This window comes from Pseudoalteromonas sp. MMG010 (assembly GCF_018100905.1).
Taxonomy (GTDB): domain Bacteria; phylum Pseudomonadota; class Gammaproteobacteria; order Enterobacterales; family Alteromonadaceae; genus Pseudoalteromonas.
The window spans coordinates 466,409-483,888 of sequence record NZ_JAGJEG010000001.1 but is presented as its reverse complement, the minus strand read 5'-3'; the positions used below and the strand labels follow the sequence as shown (position 1 = coordinate 483,888).

Sequence of the window (17,480 nt, the reverse complement as noted above, 5' to 3'; positions counted from 1 at the left end):
GGAGCATAAATATGATTGTTGTTGTTTGTGGTGTATCGGGTACAGGTAAATCAACCGTGGGTAAGGCTGTATCCGAAACATTAAACTTGCCTTTTTTTGATGCGGATGATTTTCATAGCAAAGCAAATATTCAAAAAATGAAAAATGGGATAGCGCTTAATGATACCGATAGAAAACCTTGGTTAGAGCAGTTATCTCAGCAGCTTTGTCTTTGGGAAAAAGAAGGGAAAGGAGCTGTTTTAGCTTGCTCAGCGTTAAAAGAATCTTATCGTATTACCTTAGCGTCTAATTGTATGGTGAGTATTAAATGGGTGATGTTACATGGCTCTCGCGAGCTATTATTATCTCGACTCAACTCTCGCCAAGATCACTTCTTTGATGCATCGTTACTCGAATCACAATTAAATACACTTGAATTACCACAATATGGTTTAACACTCGATGTTAAAGCATCGGTAAATGACATAGTGGAAAAAATTAGTCGCTATATAAGTGCGACATAGCTTGGGTATCAGTTGCAATTTGTTAGGGCGTATAGAGCTTTATTGATTGATGGCAATCAACAAAGTTTATGTGCCATAAACATTAATTAATCACTCGGGCTTTATTAAAATTAATTTAGCGCGAGTAGGAGTATACATTATGAAATTAAGTAACCAGTTACCTTTTTACGCACTGTGTGTGAGTTCAATTATGCTAACAGGGTGTATAAATAGCACGAAAAATAATGCTGCTGAGGGGGTTATTTTACCAGCACAAAAATTTGATCTGTCACAATGGCAAATCAACACCCCAACTGACATTGATAACGATGGTGTTGTTGATGAAATACGCCTAAAAGAGCTACAAAGTTATTATCATCCCGATTACTTTTATATTAACGATGAAGGGAATATGGTGTTTGCTGCACCAAATAAAGCCATAACATCGGTTAACTCTACCAATACTCGCAGTGAGTTACATAATATGTTAGGAGGGGAATTAGCCCAGGAAAAAGATTTTTCGAATAACTTTGCACTTAAAAATAACCGTCGCGCGGAACAATTTGCACAAATTGGAGGCAATTTAAAAGCCACTCTTTCGGTTAATCATGTTTCAAAGCGTGCTAAGTATGCTGAAAAACCCACAGCATATTCTGTGGTGGTAGGCCAAGTGCATGCTATACAAGATCCAGCCAGACAAGCGGAAGGTGAAGGTTACGGCTGGGGCAATGAACCATTAAAAATTTATTTTAAAAAGTGGCCAAATCATCAATATGGCTCTGTTTTTTGGAACTATGAGCGTAACTTAGAAAAAGATAATCCAAATAGAATCGATATCAGTTACCCGGTTTGGGGAAATGACTGGTTAGATAAAAGCGAGCCTGCAAAGAAAGGTATTGCTCTTGATGAACCGTTTAGCTATGAGGTGAACGTCGTTGATAATACCATGTATTTAACTTTCACTAATGAGCGCCACGGGACAATGAAGTACGAAATTAATTTAGCAAATAATATTGATGCGTTCGGCGTGCAAGATACATTAGATCACCCCAAAGGCTATCAAGGCGAAGGGCATTTTTTTAAAGCCGGTGCCTATAACCAATGTAGCACAGCCGATAAACCAAGCTTTCGTTACCCCGCTTGTCCGGGGACTGGCGATTGGAAAACCGATAAGCTAAACGGTGATTATACTCAGGTAACCTTTATGGCTTTAACAACGACATCAGGATACCTACCTGATAACGAATAAAGTAGTTGTAGTAATCGTTTAGCTCAACATATTTAAAGTCACTTTACATTAAGCTACTCAGTTTTTTTTATTGCTTATGTGGCTTTAATTAATTCGATTAACAAAACAATAAACATTGAGAATCTTGGATTACATTGCTAAATTAACATTTAATATATAAGTTATCTATTTTCATAGCAAATAACTTACCTTCACGTATTAAATAGCGATATTCAAATGACACAAACAGCTGCCTCGATTGAAATAAAAAACCCCATAAAATCACTTGCTTATACTTATGTTATTTCTTTGTCTATAATTGCTTTGCTCTCTATTATTGTACATTTTATGTTAGATAAAGTGATTGCTGAGCAAAGTGCTACCGGTAAAGTTGTTAACATCAGTGGTCAGCAAAGGATGCTATCACAACGATCCAGTTTATTTGCTATGGAATATTTAATGCTAGGGACTGAGCAAGCAAAAACATATGCCTTAAACGCATTAGATAAAATGCAGCAGAATCACACTTGGTTATTAGAGCCACATTATCAGGCATTAAATAACGGAGAAAAATCACCTTTATCACCCACGTTATTGAAGATGTATTTTGAAGAGCCGCTAAATGTGAATGCAAAAATTAAGCTTTTTTCTCGTCAAATTAATGATGCGTTACAAAACCCGTCGGAAACCGACTTAATTTCGCAAATTAAGTCGGGTTTTTTGGTTTTAGCTGAAGAGCCTTTACTGTACGCATTAAATGAAGTAGTAGGGCTATATGAGCGAGAAAGTGTGGAGAAAGTCAACAAGCTTAGATTTGCACAAAATGTGGTGCTAGGTATCATTATTTTAACTATTATATTTGAAGCATTATTAGTATTTCGCCCGATGGTTGATAAGATCAGCCAATTTGCTTATAAATTACAGTACGATGCTAACGTAGATCATTTGACCGGTTTATTGAATCGTCGGGCACTTAATTTGCAAGCTGAGAAAGTTGTTGCAGCCAGCCTAAGGTATAAGCGAACTCTAGGCGTCGTTATATTTGATATTGATTTATTTAAAACAATAAATGATACCTATGGCCATGCGGCGGGAGATTTGGCTATTAAACACGTTTCGGCCCTTTTACGCGAAAATAGTAGAACAAGCGATTTTGTTGCTCGCTTTGGTGGAGAAGAGTTCGTGATGTTATTACCCGAAACCGATAGCGAAGGCTGTTTTCATGTTGCTGAAAATATTCGTAAGCAAATAAAAAATACGCCATTTAAATTTGAAGATAAAAGCATTGATTTAGCCATTAGTGCAGGTGTCGCTATGTTTAAACCCCAACATAGTGACATTGAAGAGCCGTTACGTCTTGCTGATGAGGCCTTATATCAATCAAAACAAAATGGCCGTAATTTAGTCACTATTTATCAAGAAAATAGCTAAAGCAAGTATATATTTAGCTGCTTAATGGTAATAAAGTTATAAGTGATACTATTGCGAACTATAATGGGTTTATTCTCGCTTTTAACTTTGTTTAACGCTGATAAAACTACTGTTAGGGCCATTGTTGCCCTTTTTATTTCGTTTACATTTCTCTTGCTAATATAGCTTATTTATTGGTATCTGTATGATGCCTTTAATGTTTAGTCGTATAGGCTAAACAATTTTTTATATTTAAACAGTTTTAGCGATAATTTAGGTGTAATTTTTAGTTAAAATAGGGGTTAAATTTAATTGAAAAATAGCTAGATAAAATAAGGGGAGATGAAAAAACAGTTATTGAGTTAACAATAACTGTTTTTTGGATTATTACCTATTAAAATACAAGGTAATTGATTTCAATTAAAACTTAGCACGAATACCGATAGTGTAACGACGATCCGCTTCAGTGTATTTCCAAGCACTTCCTAGCTCAGACTCAAATATTGAAGGCTCACCCGTTAAGTTTGTCGCGTTAGCAACCATTGTTACTTGCTCGTTAATATCCCAGCTTGCAGAGAAGTCTAACTGACCTCTATCAGCACGGTAGTTATTAGAGAAATTAAGTACACGTTTTTCACTTTCAGATGCTAAGAAGCTATCACGGTAGTTATACGCTAAACGTACTGCGTAATCAGAGTATTCCCAAAAACCTTGTAAGTTATAAGTATTTTTAGAAATATCTAATAATGGGCTACCATTGGGTTGTTCACTATCTGCATAAGTATAGTTTGCACTAATACCTAAGCCAGAGAATGCTCCCGGTAATGAACTAAAGTGTTGTTGGTAACCAATTTCAAAACCTTGTACTTTACCATTTTCACCGTTGGTTACTTTTTCAGTATCGATACCAGTAAGGCCTTGGTTTCTTAACGCTTCTACGTGAGCAAAACCAGCGGCATCGCTAAACTCTGATGAGCTAGAGAATACCATTTCAGAGTTAGATACACCGGCAGAGTCTAACTGACATACCGCGTACCATTCAGTTACATTTTGTCCTGATTGCGTTGATGAATCAGCAACACAGGTATTTTCTGTACTTAAGAAAGACTCAACATCTTTATAAAATACTGCAAATGACAACATGTTACCCGTACCAAAGTAATGCTCTACTGATAAATCATATTGTGTTGCACGGTACGGTTCTAGGTCGATTGCACCTTGTGTCGCTTTCGTTGAATCGTTGTTAACATCGAATGCAGGGCTTAGTTCACCAAAGTCTGCTCTTCGCATAACTTTCGCTGCAGCAAAGCGTACCAATGTATCGTCAGAGTAGTTATAACTTACGTTTACACTTGGTAAAAAGTCACTGTAGTCATTTTCACCGGTTTCAAGTACGCCATTACGAATAACAGAAGACTCAAGGTCGGTAGTGATATAACGGCCACCGACAATCGCCGTAATGTCTTCAAAATCTAAGTATGCTGAAATGTAAAATGCCGTTGTATTTTCGCTGATGTCTCGATAAGCACTGTCTTGAAACTCAAGGTTATCTTCGAAGCTTCCAGTAGAGGCTAAAGATGTACCTGCTAGTAATTGTTGTAATTGCGCGTAAGTTTCAGCTGGGTTAGTTAAACCAGTGAAAATAGCAGAAGTAAGAAGATCATTTTGACCAGATAAACCTAATTGATCAAACGAGTTATCGTAAGTATTTGTTACAAAGCTACCTGGGAATAAAGCATTGAAATCATCAATATAAGGTGTTGCATATGAACCATCAGCATTAAGTGCATTTTTGTAGATATCTTTAACTTCTACTTTATATTGTTCATATTCGTAGTCACGTTTAGTTGCACGGAAGCCGGTTTTAACCTTAGTTAACCATTCAACATCAAGTGGCTCGTTAATAACTACGTCAAAACGAACGGCTGTTTCATCGTTGTCAGTGTTTTTTAACTCGCTTTTAAATGTACGTAAAGCAAGGTTTTCAGGGTCTGTGTATGCGCCAGGGTCTGAATGAATAATACTTGGTAATTTGTTCCCTGATTGATAAAAAGTGCCATCGTATAAGTGGTTTGCTTGGCTACCATCGGCATTTAATTCACGCTCAATTGGGCGTAAGGTAAATTCAGAATCAGGGCGTGTACTTTCAGATGATGCAACCGCAATTTCACCCGATATGGTGATATTGTCAGTTAACATCCATTCACCGCCTAATGCGTGAGAGAATGAATCTGTTTCACGAAAATCACTGTATGTTTTAGGAATGGCGTACTCACCAGTTAAGGTGTAGTTATTAATTTGACCACCGGCATCTTGCGTTGTATTTGAATCGGTAACTAAAGAGCCACCTACACCAATAATAGAAGTACCATTTTGCTCACCAGAGCGTTTAGTGGTGTTTAAATCAAGGTAAACCATACCGTCACCTGATTTAGGCGCCCATTGTAAAGACAGGTTAACTGCAGTTCGTTCGCGTCCTTCTACGTATTGTTCAATAGTATGTTGGTCACGTACAACAAATTCACCATCGGGTGCATTACCTGTTAAACCATCGATTTCAATATCACTTGCTAATGCGCGGGCTATATATTGATCTTGACGTAGCTCACGATCTTGGTACGAAAGCATAAAAATGGCGCCAAAAGTACCTGCATCGTCAAAGTCCCAGTTGTTACCAATTGAACCACTAAAAATGGGGGCAATGTTTTCTGTTTTGTCTGAATACTCTGCATCGATTGACACAGCGCCGGTTAGTTTATCAAGCTCGAGTGGGCGTACTGTTTTCATACTTACAGTACCACCTAACGCGCCTTCAATCATATCTGCGGTTGGTGATTTAACAACTTCAACTGTTTTTAAGAAGCTTGAAGGGAAATCTTGTAAGCTGATACCGTCACGTGAATCACCAATTGTAGAGCGACCATTTAATTCAACACGGTTTTGAGGTAAACCACGAATCGAAACGCTATCACCAACGCCAAAATCAGTATTGATTGATACACCCGTAATACGTTGTAATGCTTCAGCAATATTATTGTCAGGAAGCTTACCAATATCTTCTGCAACAATAGCATCAACAATACGTCCATCTGTGCGTTTAAGCATAGCCGCGGCTTTCATACTGCCTAACATGCCTTTAACTTCGATGACTTCAATATCACTAGCAGGAGCAGCTGCTTGCTCGTCTTGCGCTGATACACCTGTGGAGGTTAGTAGGGCTAAAAAAGCTGCGCTAATCAGTGTTTGGTTACATTTTGTTTTATTTGTAATTAAAGATGATGTGATTTTGTTGAGTTTCATGTATCTCTCCCAATTTAGGGTATGTGTGTGTATTTAGTTAATCAGTGTTTCTATATTTCAATGTTGTTACCGTGTGTGTGTGTGTTGGTAACATTGTTAACATTAGGGTATTTATTATTCTAATTCAAATGCTTTTTACCAAAAATTCAGTGATTGGTATTACCAAATATGTTAACTAATTGTTTTTAATTATGTTTAAAGTATAAAAAAAATATCAAAAAAAATAGTTAATAGGGCTTAGTTATTGGTTATTTTAATTGTTACCAATTTGGTTAACAATTTTTCTTAGACCAAAGTCTAAAGTGATTTTTTGAGTTAGATATTGACTTGAATTTCAGTTTGATAGTGAGAAATTAAGCGATTAGGTACTTTGTAAAAAGAACCCTGTATGAAAGGTGAATAATTGGTAAATTAAATTGTTACGTTTGAGTCTTTATTAAAAAAGTAAAAATAAAGACTAAAGGTTTGCTTTATGTAAATTTTAGGTTTTATTTATGTTTTTAGTGGTTAGTTATAATTAATTGTAGTTTACTATCTTTAACTTGCTTTGCTCGTCGTAGAGACTAATTGTGGCTCGGCATGACAATACCTGTTGCGCCCTGTCTTTTTAGCTAAATAAAGTGCTTTGTCTGCTGATTTTAAAGCATCATCGAGAGTGATTTTATCAATTTTATCAAACGTACTAATTCCTATACTGACTGTAATATGAGAAGAAACCAAACTTTTTTCATGAGGCAACTGTAATCGGTTTATGGCATGTATGACTTGCAATGCTTTAGTTTGCGCTCCCTTTTTATCAGTATCGGGAAGTAAAATAACAAATTCTTCGCCGCCATAGCGTGCAATATTATCAGAATCTCGAAGAGGAACTGACTTTAAGATTGAGGCAATCGTTACCAGACATTCATCTCCCGCTATATGTCCATAGTAGTCATTGTAATTTTTAAAGTAGTCAATATCTAAAATTAATAAAGAGAGTGGCCATTGGTTTCGTTTAGCTATTTGTAAATCATGATTAAGACGCTCATCTAAAGCCCGGCGATTAGACACGCCTGTGAGGCTATCAGTTAATGAAAGAGCTTTTAATTCTTGCCTTTGTTTTTCAACTTTTTCTGCAAAATATACAATAGAGCGAGCTAAATGGCTTATTTCATCATTACCAGAGGTGTCGATCTCAACATCGTGAGACTTCATTCGCTGAATGACCTTGGCATTTAAACTCACTAAGCGCGCTACAATTTTATGGTTTATTAAATAAATAGTGAGCACAAGTAAAATAAACACAACACAAGCTAACGATATCGACCATTTAATTTGCTCTGCAATTCTTTTTTCTGTTTGTCGCGAGTTTTTTATAATTGACTCATTGGTTTTATAAAAACTATATTCTGAAGACTTTGAGGCATCTGCAATTAAATTATGCAAAAAACTGCCTCGGCCACGAGCGCGACCTTTAATTTGTAATTGCTTAATTTTATAATTAAGAAGACCTTTATCAGCCAAAAATAAAGTGTGTAGCTGTTGTAATGTTTCAGCTAAATCTGAATTTTTAGTCAGGTTATTCGCCGCAATAGTATTTGATATTTGCTGTAATTTACTTTGAACGTCTCTAAAAATTTGTCTTACCGGTTGCAGTTTTTCAAGCGTTAACGCTTTATGGCTTAACGAGACGCTGCGCACGACATTCATGGTTATATTATCAAGAAGTCGGCTATCTATTCCTAATTCATTAAAATCATTAATTATTTTATTTTGTAATTCGTATGATTGATTCACTTTATTTTGAATAATTAATCGATTATTGATTTTTGTCGTTACTAATAAATTTAACGCTGCAACTTCATTTTTTATTGTATCAAGTTGGCTGTTTAAATAAGTTGAACTTTCGCTACTTTGCAATAAATAACCAAGCTCAGTCGTTTGTTCCATTAATAACTCTAAAGAGATCCGTCGGGATACTTGATTGTTTGCCGTTGTTAAGCGCTCACTTAAATATAATACTTCTTTTAATATACTGTTTATCTTAGTTGCTTTTGTCGCCTCATGTAATGAGTTATCGGTAATATCAGAAACAATAAGATTAAACTCTTGTAAGCGGCTATAAGAAGCGAAAGTACTAATAAGTGTTAACGTTACGATAATTACAAATGAACCAGACACTAGAGTAGAAAGTGAACTGGTATTAATAATTTTACTCATTATTAGGTTGCTCATCGGAGGTTATAAACTGTGATTTACCCTTTGCTATATCATTCAACCTTAGCTTTGGTGAAGATGAGATAACATGTAAATTACGTATATGATTAATGACTACATCTGAGAGTAAACTATAATTTTGTTGGCTAAAATACAGTGGCGAATGATGAGCGAACATCGAAAAATTATCTCCGCCTAGGGCTAAGTAGTCAGTTAAGGCGACTTTGTAATGGTCATCATCTGAAATCTCTTTTCCTTTATGCTTTATGCTAACAATGCGCTCACCAACAAGACTCTTACTGTTATAGGTAATTTCTAACCCCGATACTTGTAAATATAAACCGAGGATTTTATCCATCCCGCTTAAACCATGCTCTATTGCTAAGCGAATTTCTTGGCCAGATAAGTCCATTAATACCACATTATTGCGATATGGCAGCTCTAATAAAATATGTTTTCGGCTAACACTTTGCCCTGCTTTATAAAAAGACTGCCCTCTGATCGTGCCGCTATTTAATAGTGCAATATCAGCTCCGGTATGATCTTTCATTGCATCGGTTACTATGCTGCCAAATAACGATTCTTGATTTCTAATGTAAATACTACGGGTAGAAAAGTCAGTGGTTGTGGTGGCAATAATTTCATCTAATAAATTATCTAAGCGAATTTTATAATCTGCCAACATATTCTGCATTTCAGCATCTTTAGGCTGAGAGCTATAGGGATAGAATGTATTTTCTATAACTATATCATCTGGCGTATTCCAGCTAATTGTTGATACTGCTATATCATCAACATTTTCAATAAACACTTTACGAGGGTGGGTGGTTATTTTTCTATCTGTTCGAAATGCCGCAGATGAATCTTTAGTGAAAATAATATCAACAACCTTATTCTCTAACAATATGGTTGTATCTTCAATAAATCCCGTATCTATTAAAGCGACTAAATCAACCCCTTGGTGCCTCAACTCATTTGCATACTGTTTGATAATTTTTACATCATCAATAATCTGTATATTTTTAAGGTTATATTCATTGATTGCTCTACTTGATAAGGTGCTCAGAACCCCAATTTTGTAGGGGCCTTGCTCTGCAATAAAGTATGGTTTGATCCCTTCAAGTGGCGTTTTTCTTCTTTTATCAATTAAGTTTGTAGATACAAATGGAAAAGCGGCTTCGTAAGATCTTAATATTAACTCATCTTCTAAATAGCTAAAGTCACGTTTAGCAATTGCCATTACATCGGGTTCAATTTTATTAAGTAAATCGATTATATGAGAGCCCAAATCAAAGGTAGATAGCATCGCAGGGCCCACACTGGCCCCACCAAAAAAGAAAAAAGTAGGTGTTGGTGATTGTCGTTGTTGTTTTAGTAAATGTGCAATGGGGGCGTAACCATTTCTTATTTCTAAATTTATTTCATTCATACTTGCAGCAAATACGATATTTACTTTATGTGCATGGGGTGGAGCGGCAGATAACGACATACTTAAAGTAATAGATACAAGCATTGTCATTATTTTAATTAGTTTGAAAGCGCGAACCATCATGCGAAAAACAACTCCATTTATTTATTATTATCCATTATTTTAAAGTGGCAGAAATTAACTCAATATTAACTTTCCCCTTTAAGGGACATTATTGTTCAAAAAATGAATTAAATCTACTCAAAAAAGGTGGAAATATTAATGAATCGTCATTTTTTTGTATGGTGATTGATCTATTTTAATATTTTTTCGGCGAAAAATATGAACGGTGTTTCAATTTTTTGGTCATGGTTTTATAAATTTAACTGTTTATTGAGGTAGTTTAGCTGACATAACTATCTGATTAGTTGGTAAATAATCATTTATGAAATGATAAATAGCTTTAAGGGATATGTAATTACTGATATGTTTAAGTATTAAATAGTGTTTTTGTATTAACGAATATAAGCAAATGTGTAAAAATTAATTCTTTGTTATTGGTTTTTGTTTGCTGTGATATAAGGAATGATAATGAGTGAGTTGATCAATTTAGTAAAAAGCGCAATTACCGAGCTTACAGATGGTGAACTTAAATGTGAGCACACGCCAAACACTTTAAAATTTACACTTAACCAAGAGCATTATATTTTTTCAAGCAATGATACAGAGACCGTTGACTGTGTGGTGGTTTTTTTAACCGATGAAGAACAACCTTTCGCTATCGATGAAGAATTAGAAGCAATACTTGATGAAAAAATAAATCTAGATCAAGATCAATTTAAAATTGGCATTCATAAATTTGCTCACATAACCTGGCAAATAGCAGCCGATGAAGTTGCAGTAAAAGTAAAAGAAATTGTAAAAAACAGCCCAGTGATAGCGAAACAAGTGTTAAAAATTATCACCGATTGCATGGCTGATTCAACACCAACGCAAACAACACAAGCAGAAAGTTCAAAGCAGAGTGAAGTTAAACACAGTGTTAGCGACGTTATTACTTGTGCATTTACCAGCCGAGACTGGAAATATAAAACTAAAGAGGGTGATCGCTTTATTTTATATACCGGCTTTGCGACAGAAAATTATGTTGATGAGAAAAAGGATAATAGCCTCTCTATTCGTATAATTTACGATAATAAACCCGAAGTGGTTTTTTCAACGCCATTTATATACAACCTCTCAAAAAATGTGATCAGCAAACAAGAAGTATTAGATCGCCAGATCAAATTAGGGCTATTAAACCTAAAGCTGACCTCTTCAATAAAATTTATTACTACAGCATATGATCAAAGAGATGGTGAAGTGTTCCACGAAATCAGAATTATGCTTAATAATGAACAAAGCTTTTCTGAAGAACAAGTGATTCGTGCTGTGAATTTATTACGCCAAGTCGCAGATGATTACAGTGAAGAGTTTAAAGCTATATTTGATAGTGGTGTTAGTACCGAACAATTTGCTAAAAAGCTTTATCAAGTTGATGAGTCAGTTATTGTAAAAACATTATGTGAGCAAGTATTTAGCCAAGATGAAACATTAAAAGCATTGAGTGAACAACAATTTTCAACGTTAGTGGCTGATATTGCGAAAATTACAAAAGAAAAAGCACAGCTTATTTTAGATAAAGATGCGGACACAGAATAAGAGGTCGTTATGTTGTTTGGAAAAAATAAAAGTATCACTGAACTACTATTAATGACATTGGGTTTAATTGTTATTTTAGTTGCTATTTTTAGTTTAGTTCACTCTGGAGGCTATATATTATGGGAGTTTATTCCTTCCCCTAAAAGCATCACGCAAAATGAGTCGGCTTATATAGATGCTATAGGCAGTATTGCCATCGGGTTTGCTGGGGCTTGGGTTGCGATTAAAATTGCGCTGATAGCGACCAACTTACAAGAGCAAGATAGCTTAACCAAATTAAAAGAGTTACATCAAAAAGACGCTGACCGAGTCTCGGCATTAAATTCAGTGCTGACTCGAAACGCGTTAGATGCAAAACGCAGTTGTACCAGCTTTATCGTTTTTTTAGTCTCAAACCCTGTTGTGATGATGAACGATGAAAAGAAAGCTATTTATAATAATGGTCAAAGTGATAGCAAGCGTAATAGCATCGAGCAGCTTCTACCTACATTTTATGAGCGCTTAGAAAAAGATTTATTAACGTTAATAAATTCAATTGAAGAACTTATTATGGATAAAACCTATATGGGGATTGTTGATAATAAAAATTTTTCGCATGAGTTTATGCAAACAAAGCTGGCGAGCTTTTTTTATGCAACAAATGTAGATCAACAGCAACAGATTTCACTTTTTAGCGACATTATTTTAAAAGACTCCAAACGTTTTGATTTTCATGAGGAGTATATGAATGAGCAGCATAACTTTGGTGAAGGGTTACACTTTTTGCGTTCAAATTTATTACTAGAAAAGCGCGATGAGTATCTAAAAAAATTATTATCACATGTTAATGATGGTGCTATTACTCCCTCTCATGCCGCTTGGCTGTTGTTAGGGAGTTTATTATTAGGTAATAAAGATATAAATAATGAGAAATTAACGTATAACACTGGATTTTTATTTTTAGCTTTATTACTTGGTTCTGAAATTGATGATGATTTATTTTTGGCTTACTTACTTAATAATAATGTTAAAGAGAAACTTGCTAATGAAGTATCACAAACGATCTTTTTTATTCATGGTGAAGATGAAAACAACCCAGATAAAAAACCGGCTGCTTTGTTAACCGATTTAAAAAATATCATTACTCACAGTAATTTAATTTCATTACTATCGATTCCAGGCGAGAACAAAGGTAATTCAATTAATGAATCTGAGTCTAAAAGTGATGATAAAAATAAGTAATAGGTAACGATGCTGGTTGTGTTTTGTAGCGTAGATATATGCGTTTATTAACAAAGCGGTCGTGACGTGATAAACGCAACCAGATTTAATCACAACAAGCGTAATTATAAGTGTCGTGAGGTTGACTATAAACAATGCCCTAAAGAGGTTTTAAGTACAGGTATATTAAAAGCGCTTTATAAGATAACAGGGCTTTTAATGGGAATATAAAATAGATACATGGCTATTTCATATTAGTAACACGATTAAATAGAGCAGATATGCATGGAAAATAATAAATCGAAAGCTATCCCAGATAATCCTAAATTTTTATTACGTTCTACACGTAATGTTGCAATGCTGAGTGTATTGGCTATTGCACCTTTTACAATTTATGACTTTTATGCAACCCGAAATGGGGTCGGTATTTTAGGCCTAATTATTACATTGTTTTGTGCTTATAACGCTTATATTTGTTTTAAGGGGGTGTATAAACTGTCTCTAAATTTATTCGTGATTACTCCCCTTTTGATGGGAAGCTCCTTAGTTGCATTACATGAATGGGGAGTGGTCGCTTCTTTTTGGTCTTATCCTGCCGTATTAACTTGTTATTTTGTGTTGCCTTTACATTTTGCTAAACGAGTTAACTTATTTTATTTGTTATTTATGCTTCCTGTAGGGTGGCATTATCTTGATACAGATGTTTCTGCTCGTTTTTATGCGGTCCTCATTGCAATTAGTATTTTTGCTCTGTTTACACTGAGGGAGATTTATAGCCAGCATTTTAAGTTGCATAGGTTGTCGACTACCGATGTATTAACGGGCTTAAATAACCGATTATTGTTAGGAGAAAGCTTAAGAAATGCCATCGATGAATATCAAAATGAGGATAATAACGCTTGTATTTTAATGGTCGACTTAGATCATTTTAAGCGAGTGAATGATCAATTTGGCCATGATGAAGGTGATAAAGTACTTAAATCTGTAGCCAAAATAATGAAAAGTCATAGCGGTGAAGCCGATATGTTATTTCGTTTAGGTGGGGAAGAGTTTTTAATTTTACTGCCCGAAAAAAGTGCCCATGACGCATTGATGGTTGCAGAAAAAATACGCGTAGAAGTACAAAATAAACCTATGATCGACACGCATACTGTGACCGTGAGTATTGGTATCTGCGAGTTAACACATTTCTCCAATTGGAAAGAGTGGTTAAAAGAGTGCGATGAGCGACTGTATTTAGCCAAAAATAACGGTCGGAATAAGGTTGTATTTAAGTCTTGTATTAATCAGTAATAATTAAAACGTTCATTAGTTTAAGGAAGAATGATGAAATGGATTACCGCAAAAAGTATAGTCATTATATGTTTTATTTTGGGCGGCTGCTCTAAAGTTGCCCCACCTGAAGATAATTTAAAAAAAGTTAAAATCACCAATACTGTTGTATTCGTTATCAGTAAAAGCTTACACGCTTTTAATCATTGTGAACATACCGAGTTTTATCATAATTTTACCAGCGATTTAAATAACGCGATTAATAAAAGCTTTACCAATACAGCTGTATTTTCAAAAATATTTAATGAAGGTTGCAGGCGGATACAGCTTACTTTAGATGATGCAAATGTGATAAGTAATATCACTGAAAACCCACAACAGCTAACGGCTGTTATTTCCTTACAATATAAAGTAATTGAAAGCGGCAATATTAATACGGTTACATATACAGCATTTCCTTGGACGTTTATTAAAGAAGATGGGCGTTGGGTGATTGCTAATGAAGCTATTTTTAAAAATATAGCCAGTATTTTGTTAGCCGAAACAAATATTGAGATATAACGCATTGGTGGTTAATTTAATGAGTCTTTCAAAAAATTAATACGATATTTTTACTTTATTACTGCACTAAATAATTCACTTTTACTTATTTTTCAAATGAATCTGAGGGATCTTTTAATAAAACGGTAATAAAGCTTATCTTTACATATGACTTTTTGTATATATAATATTTCGTATATGCAAGATTGGTTATGTGAGCTTATAAATGAATAAACAAAAAGTCCTTTTTTTATGTACAGGTAATTCTGCACGCTCGCAAATGGCCGAAGCTTTACTGCGCCATAAAGCAGGAGATATATTTACTGTTTATAGTGCAGGAACTACGCCAGAAAACGTTGATAGCAGAGCGTTAACAGCATTAAATAAGCAAGGTATTAATTGTCAAAACTTAACGGCTAAGGGAATTGAGGTATATGCAGGTGACGTATTTGATTATGTCATTACCTTATGTAATAAAGCGGGCGATGAGTGCCGCAGTTACCCTGGTGCTAAAAAGCAGTTAGCGTGGGATTTCCCAGATCCTAAATCACGCCAAGGGAATGACCCCTTTTTTGCGACATTAAACGAACTTGATAACCGTATATCAATGTTTTTATTAGTCGAAAGCAAAAAATTAATTACGCCTCCTCCCGCTGATTTAAATGTTATCAATTTTTATAAAAGCTTAACTGATGATATTCGTTTAAAAACATTAATGTTAACGCATTATCATGGGGAGCTGTGTGTATGCGAATTAATGCAAGCGCTAGATGAACAAAGTCAGCCGAAGGTGTCGCGTAACTTATCGGTGCTTAAAAAAAATAATATTATTAGTGCCCGTAAAAGTGGGCAATGGGTGTTTTATCGGATAAACCCAGAATTGCCTTTATGGGCCAAAGGTGTATTGGCACAAACAACAGAAAACAATATTGCGCTGATCACCGAAGAGCTAGCGCGTTTAAAAGTAATGCAAAATCGCCCTGCAAAAAACAGCGTGTGCAAATAGATTTCTCTTAATTATGAATGCAGGAAATAATCCAAAAACTGACTCTTAACATTAATTGGCTGTTGCTGTGGTTATTACATTATTTTGATTACATTCAGGTGCGGCATTGGTTACGGCAGTGGGGGGTTAGCTGAAGTACCTATTATGTTGCTTTTCGTTGCAGTTACTAATCGCACTCAACATTGATTTAAATAAGGAATGAATAATGGCTTATCACCCTTTTGACACATTAACATTAAATGACGGGGGAAAATTAATTTTCACTCCCTGCCCAGGTACTAAAGGTGTAAATTTATCTGACTCTGTAACTCAGCTTAAAGAGGCTGGGGTAAATATGGTGATCACTTTACTTGACGATGAAGAGCTTACAACTCATAACGTTGCACAGCTGCAAGAATATGTATTGGTAAAAAACATGACGTGGCTGCAATTACCTATTGTGGATGACGAAGGCCCCAGCCAAGTATTTGAAGAACGTTGGCGCATACATAAAAGCGAAATTTTTCAATTGTTAAAAAACCAAGGAAGCGCAGCCGTGCATTGTAAAGGTGGAACAGGGCGAACGGGTTTGGTGATCGGATTGATATTACTTGAACTTGGTTATACTAAAGCGCAGGCACTTAAATTAGTTCAACAAGTTCGCCCAAAAGCGCTTATTAACTCGCTGCAGCGCAGCTATTTTGATAATTATTAATGTATTAACTTTGAAGGAATTGAACAATGACAATTAAAATAGGCATTAATGGTTTTGGTCGTATGGGTCGTTTATCTATGCGTGCAGCGTATGATTGGAGCGATATTGAAATCGTTCATATTAATGACCCTGCAGGGAACGCAGAAACCTTAGCTCACCTATTAACATTTGACTCAGTACATGGGCGTTGGCATCACCAAGCGACTCATCAAGATAATGCAATTGTTATTAATGGCAAAGTTATACCTTGTAGTCAGAATGTGGCGACTGAAGATACTGATTGGTCGCAGTGCGATGTTGTAATAGAAGCTTCGGGTAAAATAAAAACGAAAGCGTTATTACAAAGCTATTTAAAGCAAGGTGTTAAGCGTGTCGTAGTCACTGCGCCAGTAAAAGAAGAGGGGGTGTTAAATGTTGTAATGGGGGTGAACGAAACACATTACGATAAAGCAATTCACCCTATTGTGACAGCTGCGTCGTGTACCACGAACTGTTTAGCGCCAGTGGTTAAAGTGATGCATGAAAAAATAGGGATTAAACATGGCTCAATGACCACCATTCACGATATTACTAATACGCAAACGATACTTGATGCCCCCCATAAAGACTTACGTCGAGCTCGTGCTTGCGGTATGAGTTTAATTCCAACAACCACAGGATCGGCTACTGCGATTACCCATATATTTCCTGAGCTTAAAGGGAAGTTAAATGGCCACGCAATCCGAGTGCCTTTAGCGAATGCGTCTTTAACCGATTGTGTGTTTGAGTTAGCCCGCAGTACCACGGTAGATGAAGTTAATCAGTTATTAAAAGAGGCCGCAGCTAACGAATTAAACGGGATTATGGGCTTTGAAGAGCGTCCATTGGTATCGATAGATTACAAAACCGATCCGCGCTCAAGTATTATTGATGCGCTGTCAACAATGGTGGTGAACGACACTCAAGTGAAATTATATGTGTGGTACGACAACGAGTGGGGTTATGCAAATAGAACCGCAGAGTTGGCACGTATGGTTGGTTTGGCTGATAAGGAATAGCAAAAA

General features: G+C 35.6%; 13 protein-coding genes. 10 read left to right on the top strand and 3 right to left on the bottom strand.

Annotation, left to right across the window (positions count from 1 at the left end; translation table 11 throughout):
- The first annotated feature begins 11 nt into the window (after positions 1-11).
- From J8L70_RS02250 to J8L70_RS02240, 3 genes are all read left to right on the top strand, one after another.
- Positions 12-503 carry a gluconokinase gene (locus J8L70_RS02250; protein ID WP_211053843.1) on the top strand — a complete coding sequence of 164 codons (492 nt, stop codon included), beginning with the start codon at positions 12-14 and terminating at the stop codon, positions 501-503.
- Between the two features lie 139 nt (positions 504-642).
- Positions 643-1,731 (top strand): polysaccharide lyase family 7 protein, encoded by a 1,089-nt coding sequence (locus tag J8L70_RS02245; protein ID WP_211053842.1) that lies wholly within the window; start codon positions 643-645, stop codon positions 1,729-1,731.
- Positions 1,732-1,947: 216 nt separating this feature from the next.
- A complete protein-coding gene (locus tag J8L70_RS02240; RefSeq protein WP_211053841.1) occupies positions 1,948-3,141 on the top strand; it encodes a diguanylate cyclase in 1,194 nt (397 codons plus the stop codon).
- 399 nt (positions 3,142-3,540) lie between these two features.
- On the opposite strand, the gene J8L70_RS02235 is transcribed toward J8L70_RS02240, so the two are convergent.
- From J8L70_RS02235 to J8L70_RS02225, 3 genes are all read right to left on the bottom strand, one after another.
- On the bottom strand, positions 3,541-6,420 hold the full coding sequence (locus J8L70_RS02235; protein ID WP_211053840.1) for a TonB-dependent receptor: 2,880 nt from the start codon (positions 6,418-6,420) through the stop codon (positions 3,541-3,543).
- Positions 6,421-6,957: 537 nt separating this feature from the next.
- Complete coding sequence (locus tag J8L70_RS02230) at positions 6,958-8,619, bottom strand: diguanylate cyclase (RefSeq protein WP_211053839.1); 1,662 nt, start codon at positions 8,617-8,619, stop codon at positions 6,958-6,960.
- On the bottom strand, positions 8,612-10,168 hold the full coding sequence (locus J8L70_RS02225; protein WP_211053838.1) for a 5'-nucleotidase C-terminal domain-containing protein: 1,557 nt from the start codon (positions 10,166-10,168) through the stop codon (positions 8,612-8,614). Before J8L70_RS02225 ends, J8L70_RS02230 begins: the two co-directional genes overlap by 8 nt.
- Positions 10,169-10,615: 447 nt before the next feature.
- On the opposite strand from J8L70_RS02225, the gene J8L70_RS02220 reads away from it, so the two are divergent.
- From J8L70_RS02220 to J8L70_RS02190, 7 genes are all read left to right on the top strand, one after another.
- On the top strand, positions 10,616-11,725 hold the full coding sequence (locus J8L70_RS02220; RefSeq protein WP_211053837.1) for a hypothetical protein: 1,110 nt from the start codon (positions 10,616-10,618) through the stop codon (positions 11,723-11,725).
- Between the two features lie 9 nt (positions 11,726-11,734).
- Complete coding sequence (locus tag J8L70_RS02215; RefSeq protein ID WP_211053836.1) at positions 11,735-12,946, top strand: hypothetical protein; 1,212 nt, start codon at positions 11,735-11,737, stop codon at positions 12,944-12,946.
- 264 nt (positions 12,947-13,210) lie between these two features.
- Positions 13,211-14,218: a GGDEF domain-containing protein gene (locus J8L70_RS02210; protein WP_211053835.1), complete on the top strand. Its 1,008-nt coding sequence runs from the start codon at positions 13,211-13,213 to the stop codon at positions 14,216-14,218.
- Positions 14,219-14,251: 33 nt separating this feature from the next.
- A complete protein-coding gene (locus J8L70_RS02205; RefSeq protein ID WP_211053834.1) occupies positions 14,252-14,758 on the top strand; it encodes a hypothetical protein in 507 nt (168 codons plus the stop codon).
- Between the two features lie 205 nt (positions 14,759-14,963).
- Entirely contained in the window at positions 14,964-15,743 is a 780-nt protein-coding gene (locus J8L70_RS02200; RefSeq protein ID WP_211053833.1) for a metalloregulator ArsR/SmtB family transcription factor, read from the top strand.
- A 205-nt stretch (positions 15,744-15,948) separates the two neighbouring features.
- Positions 15,949-16,437, top strand: a complete 489-nt coding sequence (locus J8L70_RS02195) for a tyrosine-protein phosphatase (RefSeq protein ID WP_211053832.1) — start codon at positions 15,949-15,951, stop codon at positions 16,435-16,437.
- A 26-nt stretch (positions 16,438-16,463) separates the two neighbouring features.
- A complete protein-coding gene (locus J8L70_RS02190; protein ID WP_211053831.1) occupies positions 16,464-17,474 on the top strand; it encodes an ArsJ-associated glyceraldehyde-3-phosphate dehydrogenase in 1,011 nt (336 codons plus the stop codon).
- The last annotated feature ends 6 nt before the right edge of the window (positions 17,475-17,480 follow it).

Coding starts and splice junctions, on each gene's coding strand:
- J8L70_RS02250 (WP_211053843.1), top strand. CDS start 12: ATGATTGTTGTTGTTTGTGGTGTATCGGGTACAGGTAAATCAACCGTG.
- J8L70_RS02245 (WP_211053842.1), top strand. CDS start 643: ATGAAATTAAGTAACCAGTTACCTTTTTACGCACTGTGTGTGAGTTCA.
- J8L70_RS02240 (WP_211053841.1), top strand. CDS start 1,948: ATGACACAAACAGCTGCCTCGATTGAAATAAAAAACCCCATAAAATCA.
- J8L70_RS02235 (WP_211053840.1), bottom strand. CDS start 6,420: ATGAAACTCAACAAAATCACATCATCTTTAATTACAAATAAAACAAAA.
- J8L70_RS02230 (WP_211053839.1), bottom strand. CDS start 8,619: ATGAGTAAAATTATTAATACCAGTTCACTTTCTACTCTAGTGTCTGGT.
- J8L70_RS02225 (WP_211053838.1), bottom strand. CDS start 10,168: ATGATGGTTCGCGCTTTCAAACTAATTAAAATAATGACAATGCTTGTA.
- J8L70_RS02220 (WP_211053837.1), top strand. CDS start 10,616: ATGAGTGAGTTGATCAATTTAGTAAAAAGCGCAATTACCGAGCTTACA.
- J8L70_RS02215 (WP_211053836.1), top strand. CDS start 11,735: ATGTTGTTTGGAAAAAATAAAAGTATCACTGAACTACTATTAATGACA.
- J8L70_RS02210 (WP_211053835.1), top strand. CDS start 13,211: ATGGAAAATAATAAATCGAAAGCTATCCCAGATAATCCTAAATTTTTA.
- J8L70_RS02205 (WP_211053834.1), top strand. CDS start 14,252: ATGAAATGGATTACCGCAAAAAGTATAGTCATTATATGTTTTATTTTG.
- J8L70_RS02200 (WP_211053833.1), top strand. CDS start 14,964: ATGAATAAACAAAAAGTCCTTTTTTTATGTACAGGTAATTCTGCACGC.
- J8L70_RS02195 (WP_211053832.1), top strand. CDS start 15,949: ATGGCTTATCACCCTTTTGACACATTAACATTAAATGACGGGGGAAAA.
- J8L70_RS02190 (WP_211053831.1), top strand. CDS start 16,464: ATGACAATTAAAATAGGCATTAATGGTTTTGGTCGTATGGGTCGTTTA.